This window comes from Actinoplanes subglobosus, from assembly GCF_042650585.1.
Classification (GTDB): Bacteria; Actinomycetota; Actinomycetes; order Mycobacteriales; family Micromonosporaceae; genus Actinoplanes; species Actinoplanes subglobosus.
In genome coordinates, this window is record NZ_JBHSBL010000018.1 from 105,390 (window position 1) to 123,657 (window position 18,268).

The window sequence follows — 18,268 nt, forward strand, 5'->3', positions numbered from 1 at the left end:
TGTGGCGATGGGCTTGACCTTCGTCACCGAAACGGTCTCCGTCAGCACGCCGGCGACCAGCGCCAATCTGGGCCCCGGCTTCGACTCCCTGGGCCTGGCGCTGACTCTCCACGACGATCTGTCGGCGCGGGTGACCGACGGCGGGTTCGTCGTGACCGTGCGCGGCGAGGGCGCCGGTGAGCTGCCGACCGACGCCGACCACCTGGTGATCCGGGCGATGCTGACCACCTTCGACGAGGTGGGGGCGCGGCCGCCCGGCCTGGCCGTCGAGTGCGTCAACCGGATCCCGCAGGCCCGTGGCATGGGCAGCTCGTCGGCGGCGATCGTCGGCGGGGTGCAGCTGGCCCGCGGTCTGATCGCCGGCGGCCTGGACCTGATCGACGACGCGGCCGCGCTGCGCATCGCGGCACGCATCGAGGGCCACCCGGACAATGTCGCTCCGTGCCTGCTCGGCGGGTTCACGGTGGCCTGGACCGAGCCGGGTGGTGCCCGGGCGGTTAAGCTGACCCCGGCCGAGGGCGTGCGCCCGACGGTTTTCGTTCCGGCGGAGCTGGGCTTCACGGCGTCCGCGCGGGCCGCGTTGCCGGCCGAGGTGCCGCATCACGACGCCGCGTTCAACGCCGGGCGGGCCGCGCTGCTCACCCACGCTCTCACGAGTGATCCGTCGCTGCTGTTCCCGGCCACCGAGGACCGGCTTCACCAGGGCTATCGTGCCGCGGGGATGCCGGCCACGGCCGCTCTGGTGGCGGCGCTCCGTGCGGCCGGAGTGGCCGCCGTGGTCAGCGGTGCCGGTCCGACCGTGCTGGCGCTGACCGAGGTCCCGGGCGATTTCGCGCCGGGTGCGCACTGGCACAGCGAAGTGCTGGGCGTGGATGACGCCGGTGCTCGTGTGAAAGGGGGTATGGTGGAACACGCCGAGCGGGGTCCTGTTGCCGCAGGTCGCACGAGTTGACTACGCTCTTCTTCTGAGCACGGCTCAAGACCTGGCACAGCCGCGAAGCAAGCGATCTCAGCGGTTCGGCGCACCCCCGAGATTTCTGGGCCTTCTGGCCTTTCTCAATTCTCATCAAGGCAAACGCCGGGCAGCAGTCGATAGATCGTTGCACTCGCCGAGACCTACCCGCCGACAGTCGACGGGCAGGGATACCGTCGAGCTGCCGTGCTGCACGAACTCCCGCGCCGCTGTTGCGAAGCGGGTTCCGAGGGCACCCGGCCCAAGGCTGCAAGTTCCGGGTGGACTCGGGCTTTTTCCGACGGAAGGAATCCATTGAGCGACACCACCGACGTGACGTCGGGTGTTTCTGACGTCGCTGACGGCGCAGGCACCACCGCGACGGCTACGAAGCGCCGCCGGGCCGGCACCGGGCTGTCCGCCATGCTGCTGCCCGAGTTGCAGAGCCTCGCCGCCTCCCTCGGCATCTCCGGCACCGCCCGGATGCGCAAGGGCGAGCTGATCGCCGCGATCACCGAGCGCCAGAGCGGCGGCGCCCCCGCCGCTGCCGCAGCCGAGACGGCTCCGCGCCCGCGCACCAACGGCTCCGACGCCGTCGCACCGGCCCCCGTTCAGGCCGCTCCGGCCGAGGCCCCGCAGACCGCAGCCGCTCCGGCCGAGTCCGCTCCGGCCGAGCGCCCGTCCCGGAGCCGCCGTGAGCGTGGTTCCCGGGAGAACGCTCCGCGCCAGCAGGAGACCGCGGCCGCTCCGGCAGCCGAGGCTCCCGCCGCCGTGACGGCTGAGGCGCCCGCGCCCGCTGCCGAGCCCACCGAGCGCCCGGAGCGGGGCGAGCGTCCCGAGCGGGGCGAGCGTCCCGAGCGCAACCGGGACCGGCAGCGCAACCAGCGCGACGGTCAGCAGCGTGACGGTCAGCAGCGCGACAACCAGCAGCGTGACGGTCAGCGCGACAACCAGCAGCGTGACAACCAGCAGCGCGACGACCGCGGCAACGACCGTGGCCCGCGTGACGGCCAGGGTCACGACGACGGGGACGATGACGGTGATGGCGGCCGCCGGAGCCGGCGCAGCCGGTTCCGTGACCGTCGCCGCGGTCGTGACCGTGACGACAACCCCCGCGAGGAGCGCAGCGGCGGCCAGCGTGAGGGCCGGGAGCCGCACGTGGCAGAGGACGAGGTGCTCGTCCCGGTCGCCGGCATCCTGGACGTGCTGGACAACTACGCGTTCGTGCGGACCACCGGTTACCTCTCCGGGCCGAACGACGTCTACGTGTCGATGTCGCAGGTCAAGAAGTACGGGCTGCGCCGCGGTGACGCGGTGACCGGCGCCGTGCGGTCCACCCCGCGTGACGGTGGCGGCGACGGGCAGCGGCGGGACAAGTACAACCCGCTGGTCCGTCTCGACACCATCAACGGGATGGAGCCGGACGAGGCCCGCCGTCGTCCCGAGTTCTACAAGCTCACCCCGCTCTACCCGCAGGAGCGCCTGCGGCTGGAGACCGAGCCGCACATCCTCACCACCCGCATCATCGACCTGGTGATGCCGATCGGTAAGGGCCAGCGCGCGCTCATCGTCTCCCCGCCGAAGGCCGGTAAGACGATGGTCCTGCAGGCCCTGGCCAACGCGATCACCCGCAACAACCCCGAGTGCCACCTGATGGTCGTGCTCGTGGACGAGCGGCCCGAAGAGGTCACCGACATGCAGCGCACGGTGAAGGGCGAGGTCATCGCGGCCACGTTCGACCGTCCGCCGCAGGACCACACCACGGTCGCCGAGCTCGCCATCGAGCGGGCGAAGCGGCTGGTCGAGCTGGGTCACGACGTGGTCGTGCTGCTCGACTCGGTGACGCGTCTCGGCCGGTCGTACAACCTGGCGGCGCCGGCTTCCGGCCGCATCATGTCGGGTGGTATCGATTCGACCGCGCTCTACCCGCCGAAGCGTTTCCTCGGCGCCGCGCGCAACATCGAGAACGGTGGCTCGCTCACCATCCTCGCGACCGCGCTGGTGGAGACCGGCTCGATGATGGACACGGTGATCTTCGAGGAGTTCAAGGGCACGGGTAACGCCGAGCTCAAGCTCGACCGCAAGATCGCGGACAAGCGGATCTTCCCGGCCGTGGACGTCTCCGCCTCCAGCACCCGTAAGGAAGAGATCCTTCTGGGCAAGGAGGAGCTGGCGATCATCCACAAGCTCCGCAAGGTGCTCAGCTCACTGGAGTCCGGCGCTGCTCTGGACCTGTTGATGGACCGGCTCAAGCAGACCCGGACCAACATCGAGTTCCTGATGCAGATCGCCAAGTCCACGCCTGGCGAGTAACCACGCATAAACGACGCAGCCCACCCAATCGGGTGGGCTGCGTCGTTTTTGTCGCACCGCCTGTCCGATTCGGCCCATCCAGGGTCGTGCGAACCTCCGGTATCCCCGTCGCTCGACACTCCGGAGGCGCCCGATGATCGTGCCCGGCTACCGGGACTGCCCGGCCGAGCCATGGGATCCGGGCTCACCGGTTGATCCCGGTGAAGCCGAGGACTTCCTGCGCGGCTGCTACCTCGAGAACCCCCGTCTCGGGCCGGTCGAGCCCCGTCTGGCGATCATCCGGGCGCAGATCGCCGCGACCGGCACCTACGTGCACACCACCGACGAGCTGACCCACGGTGCGAAGATGGCCTGGCGCAACGCGAGCCGGTGCATCGGGCGGCTCTACTGGCGCAGCCTGATGGTCCTGGATCGCCGCCGGGCCCGCACCGCCGACGAGATCTACTCCCTGCTGGTCCAGCACCTGCAGACCGCCGGTGACGGTCAGATCCGTCCGGTGATCAGCGTCTTCGCCGCGGCGCAGCCCGGCCAGCCGCACGCCCGGGTCTGGAACGAGCAGCTGATCCGCTACGCCGGCTACCGCGCCGAGGACGGCAGCGCGGTCGGCGACCCGAGGCAGGTCGGGTTCACCCAGGTGGTCCGCGGTTTCGGCTGGCAGGGCAAGGGGGAGGCGTTCGACGTGCTGCCCCTGGTCATCGAGACGCCCGCCGAGGGGGTACGCGTCTACGAACTGCCCGAGCGCGCGATCCGTGAGGTGCCGCTCAGCCACCCCGAGTTCGGCTGGTTCGCCGAGCTGGGGCTGCGCTGGCACGCGATACCGGCGATCGCCAACATGCGCCTCACCATCGGCGGCGTGCACTACCCGCTCGCCCCGTTCAACGGCTGGTACATGGGTTCCGAGATCGGCGCCCGCAACCTCGCCGACGGCGATCGCTACGACCTGCTGCCGCTCGTCGCCGCGCGGATGGGACTGGACACCAGCCGGGAGTCGACACTCTGGCGGGACCGGGCCCTCGTCGAGCTCAACCTGGCGGTCCTGCACAGCTTCGAACGGGCCGGCGTCAAGATGAGCGACCACCACACCGAGTCGCAGCGGTTCCTCACGCACCTGCGCAACGAGGAGAAGGCCGGTCGCCGGGTGCCGGCCGACTGGAGCTGGATCGTCCCACCGATCTCCGGGGGCATCACCCCGGTCTTCCACCGCTACTACGACGAGTTCGACCAGCGGCCGGCGTTCTACCTCGACGACGAGGCGGCGAGCCTCGCCCAGGGCTGCCCTAGGCGAACTCGTTGACGGCGAAGTCGTCGCGATGGCGCCAGGCGGCGTCGGTACGGACGTGGCCGGCCCGGACCCACTTGAGGACCTTGTGATCGAAATCGGACGCCGGGATGCGGCCGGCGGCGCGGACCACGTAGCCCTCGGACTCTTCGGTGGTGAGCTGGGCGCCCCAAGCGGCGCGGGCCTCGGTGAGACTGCCACCGCGGTAGAGGACCGGGACGACCGGTAGCTCCAGGCGGCGAGCCCAGTCCACCGTGTCGTCCCAGCCGAGCAGGGTGTTCGTCTCGTCCCAGATGCCGAAGACCAGGAAGACGCCGGGCAGGTCGCGGTAGGCGACGCTGCGGCGGGCCCACATGGACTCGCCGCAGACACGCCAGTCGTCGGGTATCCGGTACGCCGTCATCGCCCACAGCGCCTTGGCCGGCCGGTCCCAGGGCTGGGTGCCGGAGTCCAGCGAGCGGGCGAACATGGTGTCGCGGGTGAAGGTGAGGTTCCCGCCGTCCATCTTCTCGGTCACGACGAGCTCACCGTCCAGCCAGGACAGATCATGCTGAACACGATCATCAGCCGTCGCTCCCGGCGAGCCGGGCAGATGGAACGTCCGCGGGTACTTCACCCTAGAAATCCCCCTCCGCCACCTGGAAGACCGTCAGGCCGAGTTGCCGCCACATGCGTACCACCTGTTGACGGTCGTCGAACACCCCCACGATCCGCCATCGATCCCTGACCTCCTGGTCGAAGATCTCCCGCTTGACGACGGAGTCCTTCCGGCTGTCGCCCTCCGGCCGCATGAACAGCCCCTCGTACGGCACACCGACGAACAGTTCCAGCCACGCCTCGGTCTCCGGCCGGCACACCGCGTCCCGTCCGGAGCAGAAGACGATCGCGTGGCCGGACGCGTGCATCGCCCGTACCGCCGCGATGACCGCCGGATTGGGCTCGTCCTCACCGACCCGCCCCCAGTCGTACGGGCTGCGCCCACTCATCAGCGCGACGGTCCCGTCGATGTCGACCAGCACCGCCTCCGGCAGCTCCGGGTCCGGCAGGTAGACCACGCCCGGCCCGCCCGGATCGACGAACGGGATCGGCAGCGGCAGGTTCTTCCCGGCCAGATAGCGCGCGTGCATACGGCGGATCGACTCCTCGCCGACCCGCACGTCCTCCGGCCGGTCGGCGTCACGCCGCACGCACTCGTCGACCGGCACGTCGGTGAAGTCGTGCACCTCGAACGACGCGTGGTACCGCGCGGCCATCTCGGCCCACTCCCGGACCGTCCTGGCCCGCAGGTTGGTGTCGTCGACGACGACGCTGCCGCGGGCACGCAGCAGCGCCTCGACGGCCGCCCGCTGGGCCTGGGTGACCTGTGCCTCGGCGCGCTGCGTGAACAGCGGCCGCCCGTGCAGCATCCGCCGCAGGTCGTCACGGTTGACCCGGACCACCTCGGGCTGGAGCTTGCGGGCGAACGTCGTCTTGCCGGAAGCCGGCAGGCCCCGGGTGATGAGCAGTCGCGTCATTGATCGTCTTCCCCCTCGGACCGGCCGCCGGCCGGCCGGACCCGCTGCCACAGGCCGGGACGGTAGTCCTTGCCGTCCAGCCGCAGGAACAGCTCGGCCCGGTGCTCGCTGCGCAGAGCCTGCGCCGCGTAGTCCTTGCGGCTCCAGCCCTCCGGCAGCGAAGTGATGATCGTCTCGTAAGCGGCCTCGACCGCCGCGGCCCGCGCGTCGACCTCGGCGGTCAGCCCGTCGGCGACACCCCGCACCCACACGTGGAACTCGTCCGGCAGCGGCTCGGTGAGCGCCCCCAGGTCGCCGCCGTTGGCGAGGATCTCCCACACGCTGCGCGGGGTGAGCCCGGTGACCAGGCGGTGCAGGCGTACGTAGTCCGCGTATTTGATCTTCACGCGCTGGTCGGCCTCGGTGAAGTGGACGACCAGGCCCTCCCGGCCGTCCCGCGGCGGGGCGGCCAGCGCCTCGGCGAAGCTGGTGTACGCGAACGTCTCCACCACCGGGCCCGGCCACGACGGCACCGCCTCCGGCCCGTGCGACCGGCCGGTGGCGATCTCCACCGCCCCGAGAAGCACGAGGTCGTCGAGCCCCCGGTAGTCGATGACGATCCGGTTGTCCGGGTAGATGATCTCGACCAGGACGGTCAGACCCGCCGGCGGTACGAAGGACGGGTAGCGCGTACGCAGCAGCTCCGTCGCGTGCCGTGCCTGGTCGGACGCGAAGGACCCGCGGGTGGCCACCGCGAGACCGGACCCGTCGTGATAGATCACACCGAGGCTGCCGTCGGCCTTGTCGGTCACCGTGACCCGCGCGCCCGGGTCGAGCGAGGGCGCCTGCGACTGGTCGTGGTTGAAGAACTTGGGGAACGGCCGCGCCACGATCCGGCCGCCGGCGTCCACCACGAGACCGCGGCAGGCCAGCGTCACCGGCGTCCAGGCCGCGCTGTACTGGCAGGCCTCGGTGTAGTTGTAGATGACGAACGGCAGTGTCGGGTGACGCTGCAGCCGGACGAGCCCGTTGCCGATCGCGTCGGCCAGTTCGACCGGATCGAGGACGTCGTTCAGGAGCGTCATGACAGGGCCCTTCGAGGGGTGGGAATGCCGTAAGGGACGCTCACGTTAACCAGCGTGTATCGGGTTGCGCCTCCTGATTTCCGGCCGGTATGGGAGGCATGGCAGACTGGTACATCGGCCAGTAAGGGTTCCGGTTCACGCCTCGTGCGTCACAGGCGACCCGGCGGCCCGACCATCTGAGAGGGACCGAGAAGACATGAAGAGCGGCATCCACCCGGAGTACACGACCACCGAGGTCATCTGCTCCTGCGGCAGCACCTTCACCACCCGCAGCACCGCGAAGGGCGCGGAGATCCGCGTCGAGACCTGCAGCGCCTGCCACCCGTTCTACACCGGCAAGCAGCGCGTCCTCGACACCGCGGGCCGGGTTGCGAAGTTCCAGGCGAAGTACGCGAAGGTCACCGCCGCCAAGAAGAAGTAACTGCGTCAACGGGGCCCGTCCCGGATTCCGGGGCGGGCGCCGTTCGCATGTGGTCCGCTGTCCTGGTTGGGAGAAGACGATGAGCACTGACCGTTTGAGCATGCTTCTGGCCGAGTACGCGGACCTCGAGAAGCGCATGGAGGACCCGTCGATCCACGCCGACCAGGCGTTGGTCCGCCGGGTGGGCCGCCGTTTCGCCGAGCTGGCCCCGCTGAACGCCGCACACACCGAGCTGGAGTCGGCCCGTGCCGACCTGGCCGCCGCCAAGGAGCTGGCCGCCGAGGACCCGTCGTTCGCCTCCGAGGTCGAGGCGGTCGCCGCCACGCTGCCCGCGCTGGAGGAGAAGCTCGGCGAGATGCTGATGCCGCGCGACCCGAGTGACGCCAAGGACGTGATCATCGAGATCAAGGCGGGCGAGGGCGGCCAGGAGTCCGCGCTGTTCGCCGGCGACCTGCTGCGGATGTACACGCGGTACGCCGAGCGGCGCGGCTGGGTGGTCGAGGTGATCGACTCGCAGGAGTCGGACCTCGGCGGCGTCAAGGACATCTCGGTGGCGGTCAAGACGAAGGGCCTCCCCGAGGGCGGGCACGGCGTCTGGTCCCGGCTCAAGTGGGAGGGCGGCGTGCACCGGGTGCAGCGCGTGCCGGTCACCGAGTCGCAGGGCCGCATCCACACCTCGGCCGCCGGCGTGCTGGTGCTGCCCGAGGCCGAGGACGTCGAGGTCCAGATCGAGCCGGGCGACCTGCGGATCGACGTGTTCCGTTCGTCCGGGCCGGGTGGGCAGTCGGTCAACACCACCGACTCCGCGGTCCGGATCACCCACCTGCCCACCGGCACCGTGGTGAGCTGCCAGAACGAGAAGAGCCAGCTGCAGAACAAGGAGTCGGCGATGCGCATCCTGCGGTCCCGGCTGCTGGCGGTGGCCCAGGAGGCGGCGGACGCGGCGGCCGGCGACGCCCGCAAGGCCCAGGTGCGTACGGTCGACCGCTCCGAGCGGGTCCGCACCTACAACTTCCCGCAGAACCGGATCACCGACCACCGCATCGGCTACACCGCCTACAACCTGGACCTGGTGCTCGGCGGCGAACTGGACGGTGTGCTCGACGCGCTCGCCGGCGCCGACCGGGCGGCCCGCCTGGCCGGTGACGCGGACCTCAGCCGACGGCAGTGACGACCAGCCGGTCGCCGGTCGTGCAGGCGATCCGGCGGCCCTCCCCGATGCAGTAACGCTGGTTGCCGCCGGAGACGACGCCGAGCGTCGTGCTCCGGCCGGTGGCGGTGTCGAGCCGGCTCACCGCGCTGCTGGTCAGTTCACGACCCCGGAGCAGCGTCACGCTGCCATCGACCGGGTCGTGGTGGAGCAGGCCGCCGCTGCCGCCGGTGCCGATTACCCGGCCGGTGGCCGCGTCGACGAGTGTCTGCAGCGGCTTGTCGTCGGTGCCGGCGACCAGAACGTTCCCGGTGCCGGGGAGGGTGCCCACGAACTGGCCGCCCGGCATGCCCCACCGTTTCGCCCCGGTCTCCGGCTCGACCCCCTCGATCTGGTCCTGCGCGGTGCCGAGGCAGATCACCGGGCCACAGTCCTGCACGTTCGGCCAGCCGGAGGTGTCGCGGCTCCACAGCTTGACCAGGTCGTCGGTGCGGTAGGCGGTCACCCGGCTCTCGTCGAGCTGCGGGCCCAGACCGGTGTCGGCGACGATGATCCGGCCGGCCACCGCGTTGAGGGAGGTGCCGGCCCCGGTGCTGTACGACATCGGCGTCCACGGCACGATCCCGGAGGTGACCACGGTGCCGTCGGTGTAGCGCAGCACCGTCAGCTCACCCTCGGGATCGGCGGTGACGACCCGGGTGGGCACGTCACCGTCGAACTGGACGACCACGTTGTCGGTCCCCGCTGCCGCGCGCCGCTCCCAGACGGTTGATCCGTCCCTGGTCCGGACCAGCCGGATCCAGGAGATCGAGCCGTCCCGGACGCGCTCGAACATCAGCATCGTGTCCCCGGGACTGTCCCAGTACTGCAGGCCGGGGCGCTCCCACAGCGCCTCGCCGGTCGCTGGGTCGAGGGCGGTCAGCGTGCCGCCGTACGAGAAGCTGATCGAGCTCCCGTCCTCCGCCCGCACCTCGCTCACCTGCTCCTCGCCGGGCAGCAGCAACACCTGCGGCCGTGGCTCGATGCCCATCCAGGCCGGGCCCGGACCGGTGCCACGGGTCCAGCGGATCGTGCCGGTCGCCAGGTCGTAGGCGGTCAGCTCGGACACGCCCAGCAGCGAGCGCCGCACGTAGAGCGCGTCACCCCCGATCACCATCGAGTCGGCCTCGGAGAACGGCACCGACCACATCTCGCGCAGCACCGGCGGGCCGGGCAGCCCGGAACCGCCGAGGAACAGCGCGACCAGCAGCACCAGCGCGACCCTCGCCGCCCGGCTGACCCGGATCCGGTCGATGGCGCGACGACCGTCCCGATAATCCTCCGGATCGTCGGGGGAGTAGCTGACGTCACCGAGGTCGATGACGGACACGGTCATGCGGGTTTCCGGCTCGCCGCGGCGGCCGCCAGGGCCGCGCTCAGCCCACGCCCGTTGGCGCCCACCTCGGACCAGCCCGACGCCAGGCCGATCGGTGTGCCCGGGACCAGCGACTGCCAGTTCTCGGTGGTGGCGGCCGAGCCGATCCGCCGGGCCACCTCGGCCGCCTGGTGCGGGCCGGCGCCGGGCAGGACCAGCACGAACTCGTCGCCGGCGAACCGGGCCACGAAGTCACCCCGTCGCATCACCCGGTGCAGCACCCCGGCGATCCGCTGCAACACCAGGTCACCGCAGTGCCGGCCGTGCCGCAGGTTGACCGTGGTGAATCCGATCACATCGCAGACCCCGACGGCGGCGCGCTCGCCCCGGGACAGCAGCGTGTCCACATACCGCTCCAGCTGGCGGCGGTTGGGCAGACCGGTGAGCGGGTCGGTGAGGGTCTCGTCGTTGTAGCGCCCGGGGTCGCGGTGCGTCTCCTGGGCGTCGAGACGTGCGGCCACCCCGTCCAGGTAGCCGTCGCGGAGCTGGTCGATGCGCAGCGCGGCGAGACGGAACGCATAGCGGTCGGCGGCGTGCGCGGCGGCGTGGTCACCCGCGCTGGCGTGGCAGATGCTGCGCAGCCGGGCCGGCTCGGCGGGACCGAGCACGTCGGCCGAGACCGGCACGGCGGCCAGCATCGCGAGCGCCTGCTGCGGACGGCCGGACGCGATGGAGAGACAGACCGATCCGAGGTGGCGCAGATCCCTGGTCCGGGCGCTGTCGCCGCCGCCGGTCAGCCAGCGGGCCGCCTCCGGGCCGGTGGGCTCACCGAGCGCGGCACGGCGGGCCAGTGCATACCCGTACACCGTGCGGCTGCCCGGCCGCAGCCGGTCGGTGGCCAGGTAGCGGGACAACTCGGCGTCCATGTCGCGCAGCACCCGCAGGCAGCCGTCGGTGTCGCCGTGATGGTCGAGGGCGACCGCGTTGCGCAGCCGGATGCCGGGAGCGGCGAACACCTCGGGGGCCAGGCCGGCCGCCGCGCCGATCTCGCGGGCCTGCTCCACAGCGGTCAGTGCCTGCCCGTGGAACCCCAGGTAGGAGTAGGCCATCGCGAGGTCGTGCCAGCCCCACGCGGTCTCCGAGTCGCGCTCCGGCACCGCGGCCAGCGCCCGGGCCGCCTGCACCAGGTGCGTCACGCCACGGTCCAGGTTGCTCTGCAGGTGGGCGCCGAGGGCGGCGAACGCGTGCATCTGCCCGCGCAGGTAGGGGTCGGGCACCTCACGGACGGCCTCGGCGGCGGCCGCCATCGCGGCGGCCAGCTCACCCAGCCGGCCCAGGTTGATCAGCGCACCGAACCGCTGGACCAACGCGTACGCCCGGGTGGCCGGATCAGAGGCGGCGGCGAGCACCCGGTCGAGAATCGGCAGTGCCGTCGCCGACTGCCCGTTCTGCTGGAGCTCCCCGGCGTGGCGCAGCTCATCGACGTGTTCCGCGAGCTGGTCCAACCAACTCACCAGGCGCCTCCCACGGCATCGGCGGGTCGCAGGCGGGCCCGCGTGCGCGACGTCTCATGATTATGCCGTGACACCGCGACACGAACACCCCCGCGAGGACACGGATCGGGCGCGCCTGGCCCCGGAGCTGGCAGCGGCCACCGCCGATCTCGCGAGAGCCGGTGTGTCATCACCGCGTGTCGATGCCGAGCTGCTCGTCGCGCACGTGCTCGGGGTCTCCCGTGGACGGCTGCTCCTGATCGACACGATCCGTCCCGCCGAGCTGGCCGGGTTCCGCGAACTGGTCGCCCGGCGGGCCGGCCGGGTGCCGCTGCAGCACCTGCTCGGCACGGCGGCCTTCCGGCACGTGGAGCCGTCCGTCGGTGACGGCGTCTTCGTGCCCCGGCCGGAGACGGAGCTGCTGGCCGGCTGGGGCGCCGAGCGGACCGGGCCGGGCGCGCTCGTGGTGGACCTGTGCAGCGGCAGCGGTGCCATCGCCATCGCGATCGCCGACGAGACGACGGCGGGCCGGGTGATCGCCGTGGAGCGGTCACCGGCCGCGCTGACCTGGCTGCGCCGCAACGTCGCCGGGTACCCGGCGGTCGAGGTGGTCGCCGGTGACGTGACCGATCCTGATCTGCTGTCCAACCTGCGCGGGACGGTGGACGTGGTGCTGTGCAACCCGCCGTACGTGCCGGACGGCACCGCGGTGCCGCCGGAGGTCTCCGAGCACGATCCGGCCGAGGCGGTCTTCGGCGGCGCGGACGGCCTCGACGTGATCCGGCCGGTCGTCGCCCTCGCCGCGGCACTGCTCAAACCGGGCGGATCGGTCGGGATCGAGCACGACGACGTGCACGGCGAGGCGGTCCCGGCGCTGCTGCGCGCCGACGGCCGGTTCATCGAGGTGACCGCCCACGACGACCTCACCGGCCGGCCGCGGTACGCGACGGCCCGCCGCCGGTGGGACGCCGGGTAGTCACATGGCACACTGCATCTCGTGATGCTCTACGACTGCGCCACCGTCACGGACCGGGACCGTGGCGTCGCCGCCGCTGTCGAGGCGGCCAAGAGCGGAGAGCTCGTGGTCTTCCCCACCGACACGGTCTACGGGGTGGGCGCCGACGCGTTCGCCACCCACGCGATCACCCAGCTGCACCACGCCCGCGGCTCGGACCGCCGGGTGCCGCCGCCGGTGCTGGTCGGCTCCCGCCACACGCTGGACGGGCTGGTCTATTCGCTGCCCCGGGCGGCCCGTGAGCTGGCCGACGCGTTCTGGCCGGGCGCGCTGACCATCATCGTGGAGCACTCGCCCAGCCTGCAGTGGGACCTCGGCGACACCGGGGGCCAGGTGGCCGTCCGCATGCCGCTGCACCCGGTCGCCCTGGAGGTGCTGCGCGAGGTCGGCCCGATGGCCGTCACCACCGCCAACAAGCTCGGCTCCCCGGCGCCGCTCACCGCCGACGAGGCCCGCGACCAGTTGGAGTATGCGGTGCGCGTCTACCTGGAGGCCGGTCCCGCCGCCGACCCCGCACCGAGCACGATCGTCGACGTCACCGGCGACGTCCCCCGCATTCTCCGGGCCGGGGCGATCCCGCTGGAGAAACTCCGTGACGTGGTTCCGGACATCGTCGATGGGCAGGCCTGACTTGGCTCCGTTCACCGTTCTGCACGTCTGCATGGGCAACATCTGCCGGTCCCCGATGGCCGAGCGGCTGCTGGCCCGGGCCGTCCGGGAGCGGGGCGGCGACGCCGACGGCCCACTGCTGCGCAGTGTCAGCGCCGGCACCGGCGGCTGGCACGAGGGCGAGGAGATGAACCCTCCGGCCGCCCGGCTGGTCCGCGCCCGCCGCGGCACCGACGAGGGCTTCCTGGCCCGCAAGCTGCGCGGTGACTTCATCGACGAGGCCGACCTGATCCTCACGGCCACCGCCGATCAGTACGACTACGTGGTGGCGCTGCGTCCCGACGCCGCCGACCGCACCTTCGTCCTCGGTGAGTTCGGCCGCCTGCTCAGCGGTGTCGAGGCGGCCGCCCTGCCGCCGGCCGAGCCGAAACCGGACGCGGTGCACGCCCGTGGCGTGGCCATCGTGGAGGCGGCGTCCCGGCTCCGCGGTGCCGACACCCCGCAGCCCGGCGACGACCTCGACGACCCGTGGGGGCGTGGCGACCAGACGTTCCAGCGGGTGGCGGACGAGATCGAGGACACCACGATGCCGCTCGCCGCGTTGCTCCTCCCGTGAGCGACTCGCCCTGGCGTGACCGGATCGTCGCGCCCGACGCCGACGGTCTGTCCCGCGCGGCCGGCCTGCTGAAGTCCGGTTCGGTGGTGGCCTTCCCGACCGAGACCGTCTACGGGCTGGGCGCCGACGCCTTCTCGGAGTCGGCGGTCGGCGAGATCTACCGGCTGAAGAACCGGCCTACCTGGAACCCGCTGATCGTGCACGTCGCCGACGTGGCGGCGGCCCGTTCGCTCGCCGCCGCCTGGCCGGACAGGGCGGAGGAGCTGGCCGCCCGGTTCTGGCCGGGCCCGCTCACTCTGGTCGTCCGGCGGGCGCCGCGCCTGCCGGGCATCGGCGCGGCCAACGACACCGTGGCGGTCCGGGTGCCGGCCCATCCGGTGGCGCTCGACCTGCTCCGGGCCTCCGGTCTGCCGCTGGCGGCGCCCAGCGCGAACCGTTCCGAGGGCATCTCGCCGACCACCGCCGAGCACGTGGTCCGCAGCCTGCCGGACGTGCCGATGGTGCTGGACGGTGGCCCGTGCTCGTGGGGTATCGAGTCGACGGTGCTCGACCTGACCGGCGACGTGCCACGGCTGCTGCGTCCGGGCGCGCTCGGCCTGCGGGCGCTGCGCGAGGTGGCCGGCCCGATCGCGCTACCGGTCGCGGAGACCGCGGACGGCGCGGCCCGGTCGTCACCGGGTATGAGCCGCCGGCACTACGCGCCGCGGGCCAGGGTCATTCTCTGCGAGGACGTGCGGGAGGTGGAGCGGGGCGGGCTGGCGGAGCCGGTCGGCGTCCTGGCGTACGAGGGCGGCGACGGCGCCGAGGTCCTGTCCTCCGACCCCCGGGAATACGCCGCCGACCTGTATGCGGCCCTGCACCGCCTCGACGACGCCGGGTTCGCGACGATCCTCGTCCAGGAGCCACCACGCACCGAGGACTGGCTGGCCGTCCGCGACCGGCTGTCCCGGTCCGCAGCCTGAACCGGCCGTGTGACAGCGCGCCTCCGCCGGCCCACGGTCACGCGCCGGTCTGCTCGGCGGTGCGGGTGATGTTGCGGGCCATGCCGTTGAAGACGATGCCGTGGAAGGGCAGCACCGACGCCCAGTAGAGGTGCCCGCCCAGCCCACGGGGCAGGAAGACGGCCCGCTGGCGGTAGACGGTGCCACCGTCGTCGCCGGTCTCGGCGCGCATCTCCAGCCAGGCCCGGCCCGGCACCCGCATCTCGGCGCGCAGCCGCAGCAGTGTGCCCGGTTCGATCTCCTCGACCCGCCACCAGTCGAGTGCCTCACCGACCCGCAGCCGGTGCCGGTCCCGGCGCCCCCGGCGCAGCCCGACCCCGCCGGCCAGCCGGTCCAGCCAGCCACGCACCGACCAGGCCAGCGGGAACGAGTACCAGCCGTTCTCGCCACCGACGCCCTCGATGACCCGCCACAGCTCGCCGGTGCTCGCCCGCACCGGGCGGGAGCGCTCGTCGACGTAGACACTGCCGCCGGACCAGTCCGGGTCGCTGGGCAGCGGCTCGGCCGACGGGTTCAGGCCGGAGGCGGTGGACCAGCGGGTCTCCACGTCGGCGTCCCGGATCTTGCCGAGCGCCAGCCGTACCGACTCGTCGAAGCCCAGTACCGGGGGACCGGGGAGCAACGCGGCGATGTCGTTCTCGTGCGCGATCGCCTCGTGCACCAGGCTGGCCACCAGGGGACGGGCGATGCCGTTGGGTACCGGGGTGATCAGGCCGACCCAGTGCGCGGAGAGCCATGGGCTGAGCGGGCGCAGCGGCACGACGATCCGGCGGGGCAGGCCGGCCACCCGGGCGTACCGCTGCATCATCTCGGCGTAGGTCAGCACGTCGGCGCCACCGATGTCGAACCCGCGATTGATCTCCGGCGGGAGACCGGCCGCACCGATCAGGTAGCGCAGGACGTCCCGTACCGCGATGGGCTGGATCCTGTTCCTGACCCATCGTGGGGTGACCATGACCGGAAGGCGCTCGGTGAGGTGCCGCAGCATCTCGAAGGACGCCGACCCGGAACCGATGATCACCGGGGCGCGGAGCACCACCGTCGGCACCCCGCTGCCCAGCAGGATGCGGGCCACCTCGGCCCGGGAGCGCAGGTGGGCGGAGGGTCGCTCGTGCGCGGGCGGCTCCGGGCCGCCGAGATAGACGATGCGGTGTACGCCCGCCGCGCGCGCCGCCGCCGCGAAGTTCTTCGCCGCCTCCCGGTCGAGCCGCTCGAAGTCCGGCCGTCCCAGCGAGTGCATGAGGAAGTAGGCGACCTCGACGCCCTCGAACGCGGCGGGCAGGGTGGCCGGGTCGGCGAGGTCGGCCTCGACGATCTCGGTCCGCCCGGCCCACGGCACGTCCCGCAGCCGTCCGGCGCTACGTGCCAGACATCGCACCTCGTGTCCCGCTTCGAGAAGTCTGGGGGCCAGCCGACCCCCGATGTATCCGGTCGCGCCGGTCACCAAGCACCGCATAACTGGAGACTGTGCCCACGAAGCCGGGGTCACAAGCCATATGCTCGGAAACCGGAAGGCTCCTCGATCTCGGGAGGCCAGCGTGGGCACCTTCTGGGGGCCGGACTTCGCGATGCTGGAACGCGAGGATCCGGAGATCGCGGCTGTGCTGGTCGATGAGGTGGCACGTCAGCGGGACACGCTCCAGCTGATCGCGAGCGAGAGTTTCACCTCGCCGGCGGTCCTGGCGGCACTCGGGTCGACCCTGGCCAACAAGTACGCCGAGGGTTATCCGGGGCAGCGTTACTACGGCGGGTGCGCGCACGTGGACCGGGCCGAGGCGCTGGCCGTCGAGCGCGCCGAGGACCTGTTCGCCGCGGAGCACGTCAACGTGCAGCCGCATTCGGGGGCATGCGCCAACCTGGCCGCCTACGCCGCGCTGGCGGAGCCCGGTGACGTGGTGCTGGCGATGGGGCTGCCGCACGGCGGTCACCTCACCCACGGCTCCCGGGCCAACTTCTCCGGCAAGTGGTTCCACCCGATCGCCTACCGGGTCACCCCGGACACCGAGCTGATCGACTACGACGAGGTGCGCGACCTCGCCCTCGCCCACCGGCCGAAACTGATCATCTGCGGCGCGACCTCGTACCCCCGGCTGATCGACTTCGTCCGGTTCCGCGAGATCGCCGACGAGGTGGGCGCCTACCTGATGGTCGACGCGGCGCACTTCATCGGCCTGGTGGCCGGACGTGCCGTCCCGTCGCCGGTGCCCTATGCCGACGTGGTCACCGGCACCACGCACAAGGCGCTGCGCGGCCCCCGCGGCGGCATGATCATCTGCCGGTCCGAGCTGGCCCAGCGGATCGACAAGGCGGTCTTCCCGTTCGCCCAGGGCGGGCCGATGATGCACGCCATCGCGGCGAAGGCGGTCGCCTTCCGCGAGGCCGGCACGCCGTCCTTCCGGGGTTACGCCAACCAGACGGTGCGCAACGCGCGGGCGCTCGCCGCCGGGCTCACCGCCGAGGGCCTGCGCCCGGTCACCGGCGGCACCGACAACCATCTCGCGGTGCTCGATCTGCGCGAGGTGGGCGTGACCGGCCGGGAGGCCGAGGCGCGTTGCGCGCGGGCGGGCATCGCCCTCAACAAGAACCCGGTGCCGTACGACCCGGAGCGTCCCGCCGTGGCCTCGGGCGTCCGGGTCGGCACCCCCAGCGTCACCTCGCAGGGGATGCGCGAGGGCGAGATGCGCCGGATCGCCGGGCTGATCGGCCGGGTGGTGCGTGACGGGGCGGACACCGCGGCGGGGGAGCGGGTGCTCGCCGAGGTGGCCGGTGAGGTCTCCGAGATGGTCGGCGGCTTCCCGCCCTATCCGTACGACACGGAATTGCCGGTGGATTCCGCGTTCGCGCACTGAATCGGACGCGGCGAATTCCCGGGAGGATTTCCGGGAACGGCACCTTAACGAGCCTTAACCGGCGGTGGATTGATTCACGGAGTGATCCCGGTGCGGTGATAGCGTGGCGCGCTGCGGGTCGTCTCTTCAGGGGGTTGTGGTGAGTCAGGTGCCGACCGAGGAACGACCGGCCCCGCCGGCGGATCCGGCCTGGCGGATCGAGCATCTGCCGTTGCTCTCCGCGGTCTCCACGGCGCTGCTGCTCTTCGCCGGCTCGGCGGGCTTCTTCGCGGGCGGGCCCGACGCCGCTCTGGGCGCGGCGGCCGGCGTGCTGATCGTTACCGTCAGTTTCACGATGTCCACCCTGGTCATCGCCTGGGCCGACACGGTCCGCCCAGCTTTGCTGATGCCGCTCGGCATGCTCACTTATGTGGTGAAATATTCGTTGTTGGGAGTCGTCCTCGCGTACGGCGTCAACATCGACTGGCCGGGGTGGACCGCTCTCGGCTGGGGCATCGTCGCCGGCGTGGTGGTCTGGACCGGTGTCCAGGCCTGGTGGGTGCACCGGCGAGTCATGCGGAAAGTGATCTAGGGCACCTCATTTTCGCTGGTCAGCGATGTGAGAACCGGGCAAGTCACCACTATCCGGTGACCTCCTC

Annotated in this window: 17 protein-coding genes; 11 read left to right on the forward strand and 6 right to left on the reverse strand. The window is 71.9% G+C overall.

The window, feature by feature from the left end; genetic code table 11:
• Positions 1–7 precede the first annotated feature (7 nt).
• The 3 genes from thrB to ACFO0C_RS22405 all read left to right on the forward strand — a co-directional run bounded on the left by thrB (position 8) and on the right by ACFO0C_RS22405 (position 4,559).
• Positions 8–952 (forward strand): homoserine kinase, encoded by a 945-nt coding sequence (gene thrB, locus ACFO0C_RS22395; protein WP_378068624.1) that lies wholly within the window; start codon positions 8–10, stop codon positions 950–952.
• 315 nt (positions 953–1,267) lie between these two features.
• Positions 1,268–3,265, forward strand: a complete 1,998-nt coding sequence (gene rho, locus ACFO0C_RS22400) for a transcription termination factor Rho (protein WP_378068625.1) — start codon at positions 1,268–1,270, stop codon at positions 3,263–3,265.
• Positions 3,266–3,398: 133 nt separating this feature from the next.
• Positions 3,399–4,559, forward strand: coding sequence for a nitric oxide synthase oxygenase (locus ACFO0C_RS22405; protein WP_378068626.1), 1,161 nt, complete (start codon positions 3,399–3,401; stop codon positions 4,557–4,559).
• On the opposite strand, the gene ACFO0C_RS22410 is transcribed toward ACFO0C_RS22405, so the two are convergent.
• Genes ACFO0C_RS22410 through ACFO0C_RS22420 form a run of 3 tightly spaced genes read right to left on the reverse strand, consistent with a single transcriptional unit; the run spans position 4,543 to position 7,122 of the window.
• Positions 4,543–5,160, reverse strand: a complete 618-nt coding sequence (locus tag ACFO0C_RS22410; RefSeq protein ID WP_378068627.1) for an RNA ligase family protein — start codon at positions 5,158–5,160, stop codon at positions 4,543–4,545. The two genes, ACFO0C_RS22405 and ACFO0C_RS22410, sit on opposite strands and share 17 nt — an antisense overlap.
• 1 nt (position 5,161) lies before the next feature.
• Positions 5,162–6,058: a phosphatase domain-containing protein gene (locus ACFO0C_RS22415; RefSeq protein ID WP_378068628.1), complete on the reverse strand. Its 897-nt coding sequence runs from the start codon at positions 6,056–6,058 to the stop codon at positions 5,162–5,164.
• Positions 6,055–7,122: an RNA ligase gene (locus ACFO0C_RS22420; RefSeq protein WP_378068629.1), complete on the reverse strand. Its 1,068-nt coding sequence runs from the start codon at positions 7,120–7,122 to the stop codon at positions 6,055–6,057. The genes ACFO0C_RS22415 and ACFO0C_RS22420 overlap by 4 nt, the downstream gene beginning before the upstream one ends.
• Before the next feature lie 196 nt (positions 7,123–7,318).
• Here ACFO0C_RS22420 and rpmE point away from each other — a divergent pair, with 196 nt between their 5' ends.
• Both rpmE and prfA read left to right on the forward strand, forming a co-directional pair.
• Positions 7,319–7,543 carry a 50S ribosomal protein L31 gene (rpmE, locus tag ACFO0C_RS22425; protein WP_378068630.1) on the forward strand — a complete coding sequence of 75 codons (225 nt, stop codon included), beginning with the start codon at positions 7,319–7,321 and terminating at the stop codon, positions 7,541–7,543.
• Positions 7,544–7,622: 79 nt separating this feature from the next.
• Complete coding sequence (gene prfA, locus ACFO0C_RS22430; RefSeq protein WP_378068631.1) at positions 7,623–8,714, forward strand: peptide chain release factor 1; 1,092 nt, start codon at positions 7,623–7,625, stop codon at positions 8,712–8,714.
• Here prfA and ACFO0C_RS22435 read toward each other — a convergent pair.
• Positions 8,698–10,068: an outer membrane protein assembly factor BamB family protein gene (locus ACFO0C_RS22435; RefSeq protein WP_378068632.1), complete on the reverse strand. Its 1,371-nt coding sequence runs from the start codon at positions 10,066–10,068 to the stop codon at positions 8,698–8,700. The two genes, prfA and ACFO0C_RS22435, sit on opposite strands and share 17 nt — an antisense overlap.
• Positions 10,065–11,561 carry a GGDEF domain-containing protein gene (locus ACFO0C_RS22440; RefSeq protein ID WP_378068633.1) on the reverse strand — a complete coding sequence of 499 codons (1,497 nt, stop codon included), beginning with the start codon at positions 11,559–11,561 and terminating at the stop codon, positions 10,065–10,067. Before ACFO0C_RS22440 ends, ACFO0C_RS22435 begins: the two co-directional genes overlap by 4 nt.
• A 67-nt stretch (positions 11,562–11,628) precedes the next feature.
• On the opposite strand from ACFO0C_RS22440, the gene prmC reads away from it, so the two are divergent.
• From prmC to ACFO0C_RS22460, 4 genes are read left to right on the forward strand one after another with little or no spacing between them, the layout of a single operon-like run.
• Complete coding sequence (gene prmC / locus ACFO0C_RS22445; RefSeq protein WP_378068634.1) at positions 11,629–12,516, forward strand: peptide chain release factor N(5)-glutamine methyltransferase; 888 nt, start codon at positions 11,629–11,631, stop codon at positions 12,514–12,516.
• 24 nt (positions 12,517–12,540) lie between these two features.
• The gene (locus ACFO0C_RS22450; RefSeq protein WP_378069119.1) at positions 12,541–13,185 is read left to right on the forward strand and encodes an L-threonylcarbamoyladenylate synthase; all 645 of its coding nucleotides are present in this window, start codon (positions 12,541–12,543) and stop codon (positions 13,183–13,185) included.
• Position 13,186: 1 nt separating this feature from the next.
• Positions 13,187–13,780: an arsenate reductase/protein-tyrosine-phosphatase family protein gene (locus tag ACFO0C_RS22455; protein ID WP_378068635.1), complete on the forward strand. Its 594-nt coding sequence runs from the start codon at positions 13,187–13,189 to the stop codon at positions 13,778–13,780.
• Positions 13,777–14,742, forward strand: a complete 966-nt coding sequence (locus ACFO0C_RS22460; protein WP_378068636.1) for an L-threonylcarbamoyladenylate synthase — start codon at positions 13,777–13,779, stop codon at positions 14,740–14,742. Before ACFO0C_RS22455 ends, ACFO0C_RS22460 begins: the two co-directional genes overlap by 4 nt.
• A gap of 37 nt (positions 14,743–14,779) precedes the next feature.
• On the opposite strand, the gene ACFO0C_RS22465 is transcribed toward ACFO0C_RS22460, so the two are convergent.
• Complete coding sequence (locus ACFO0C_RS22465) at positions 14,780–16,237, reverse strand: SDR family oxidoreductase (RefSeq protein ID WP_378068637.1); 1,458 nt, start codon at positions 16,235–16,237, stop codon at positions 14,780–14,782.
• Between the two features lie 82 nt (positions 16,238–16,319).
• Between ACFO0C_RS22465 and ACFO0C_RS22470 the strand changes: the two genes are divergently transcribed.
• Together ACFO0C_RS22470 and ACFO0C_RS22475 are read left to right on the forward strand one after the other, a co-directional pair.
• Complete coding sequence (locus tag ACFO0C_RS22470) at positions 16,320–17,630, forward strand: serine hydroxymethyltransferase (RefSeq protein WP_378068638.1); 1,311 nt, start codon at positions 16,320–16,322, stop codon at positions 17,628–17,630.
• A 139-nt stretch (positions 17,631–17,769) separates the two neighbouring features.
• Positions 17,770–18,201 carry a hypothetical protein gene (locus ACFO0C_RS22475; RefSeq protein WP_378068639.1) on the forward strand — a complete coding sequence of 144 codons (432 nt, stop codon included), beginning with the start codon at positions 17,770–17,772 and terminating at the stop codon, positions 18,199–18,201.
• Positions 18,202–18,268: the final 67 nt, after the last annotated feature.

What these genes read in the sequence shown, in the direction of transcription:
- thrB (WP_378068624.1), top strand. Translation starts at nt 8, where the DNA reads ATGGGCTTGACCTTCGTCACCGAAACGGTCTCCGTCAGCACGCCGGCG.
- ACFO0C_RS22405 (WP_378068626.1), top strand. Translation starts at nt 3,399, where the DNA reads ATGATCGTGCCCGGCTACCGGGACTGCCCGGCCGAGCCATGGGATCCG.
- ACFO0C_RS22415 (WP_378068628.1), bottom strand. Translation starts at nt 6,058, where the DNA reads ATGACGCGACTGCTCATCACCCGGGGCCTGCCGGCTTCCGGCAAGACG.
- ACFO0C_RS22420 (WP_378068629.1), bottom strand. Translation starts at nt 7,122, where the DNA reads ATGACGCTCCTGAACGACGTCCTCGATCCGGTCGAACTGGCCGACGCG.
- rpmE (WP_378068630.1), top strand. Translation starts at nt 7,319, where the DNA reads ATGAAGAGCGGCATCCACCCGGAGTACACGACCACCGAGGTCATCTGC.
- prfA (WP_378068631.1), top strand. Translation starts at nt 7,623, where the DNA reads ATGAGCACTGACCGTTTGAGCATGCTTCTGGCCGAGTACGCGGACCTC.
- ACFO0C_RS22435 (WP_378068632.1), bottom strand. Translation starts at nt 10,068, where the DNA reads ATGACCGTGTCCGTCATCGACCTCGGTGACGTCAGCTACTCCCCCGAC.
- ACFO0C_RS22450 (WP_378069119.1), top strand. Translation starts at nt 12,541, where the DNA reads ATGCTCTACGACTGCGCCACCGTCACGGACCGGGACCGTGGCGTCGCC.
- ACFO0C_RS22465 (WP_378068637.1), bottom strand. Translation starts at nt 16,237, where the DNA reads ATGCGGTGCTTGGTGACCGGCGCGACCGGATACATCGGGGGTCGGCTG.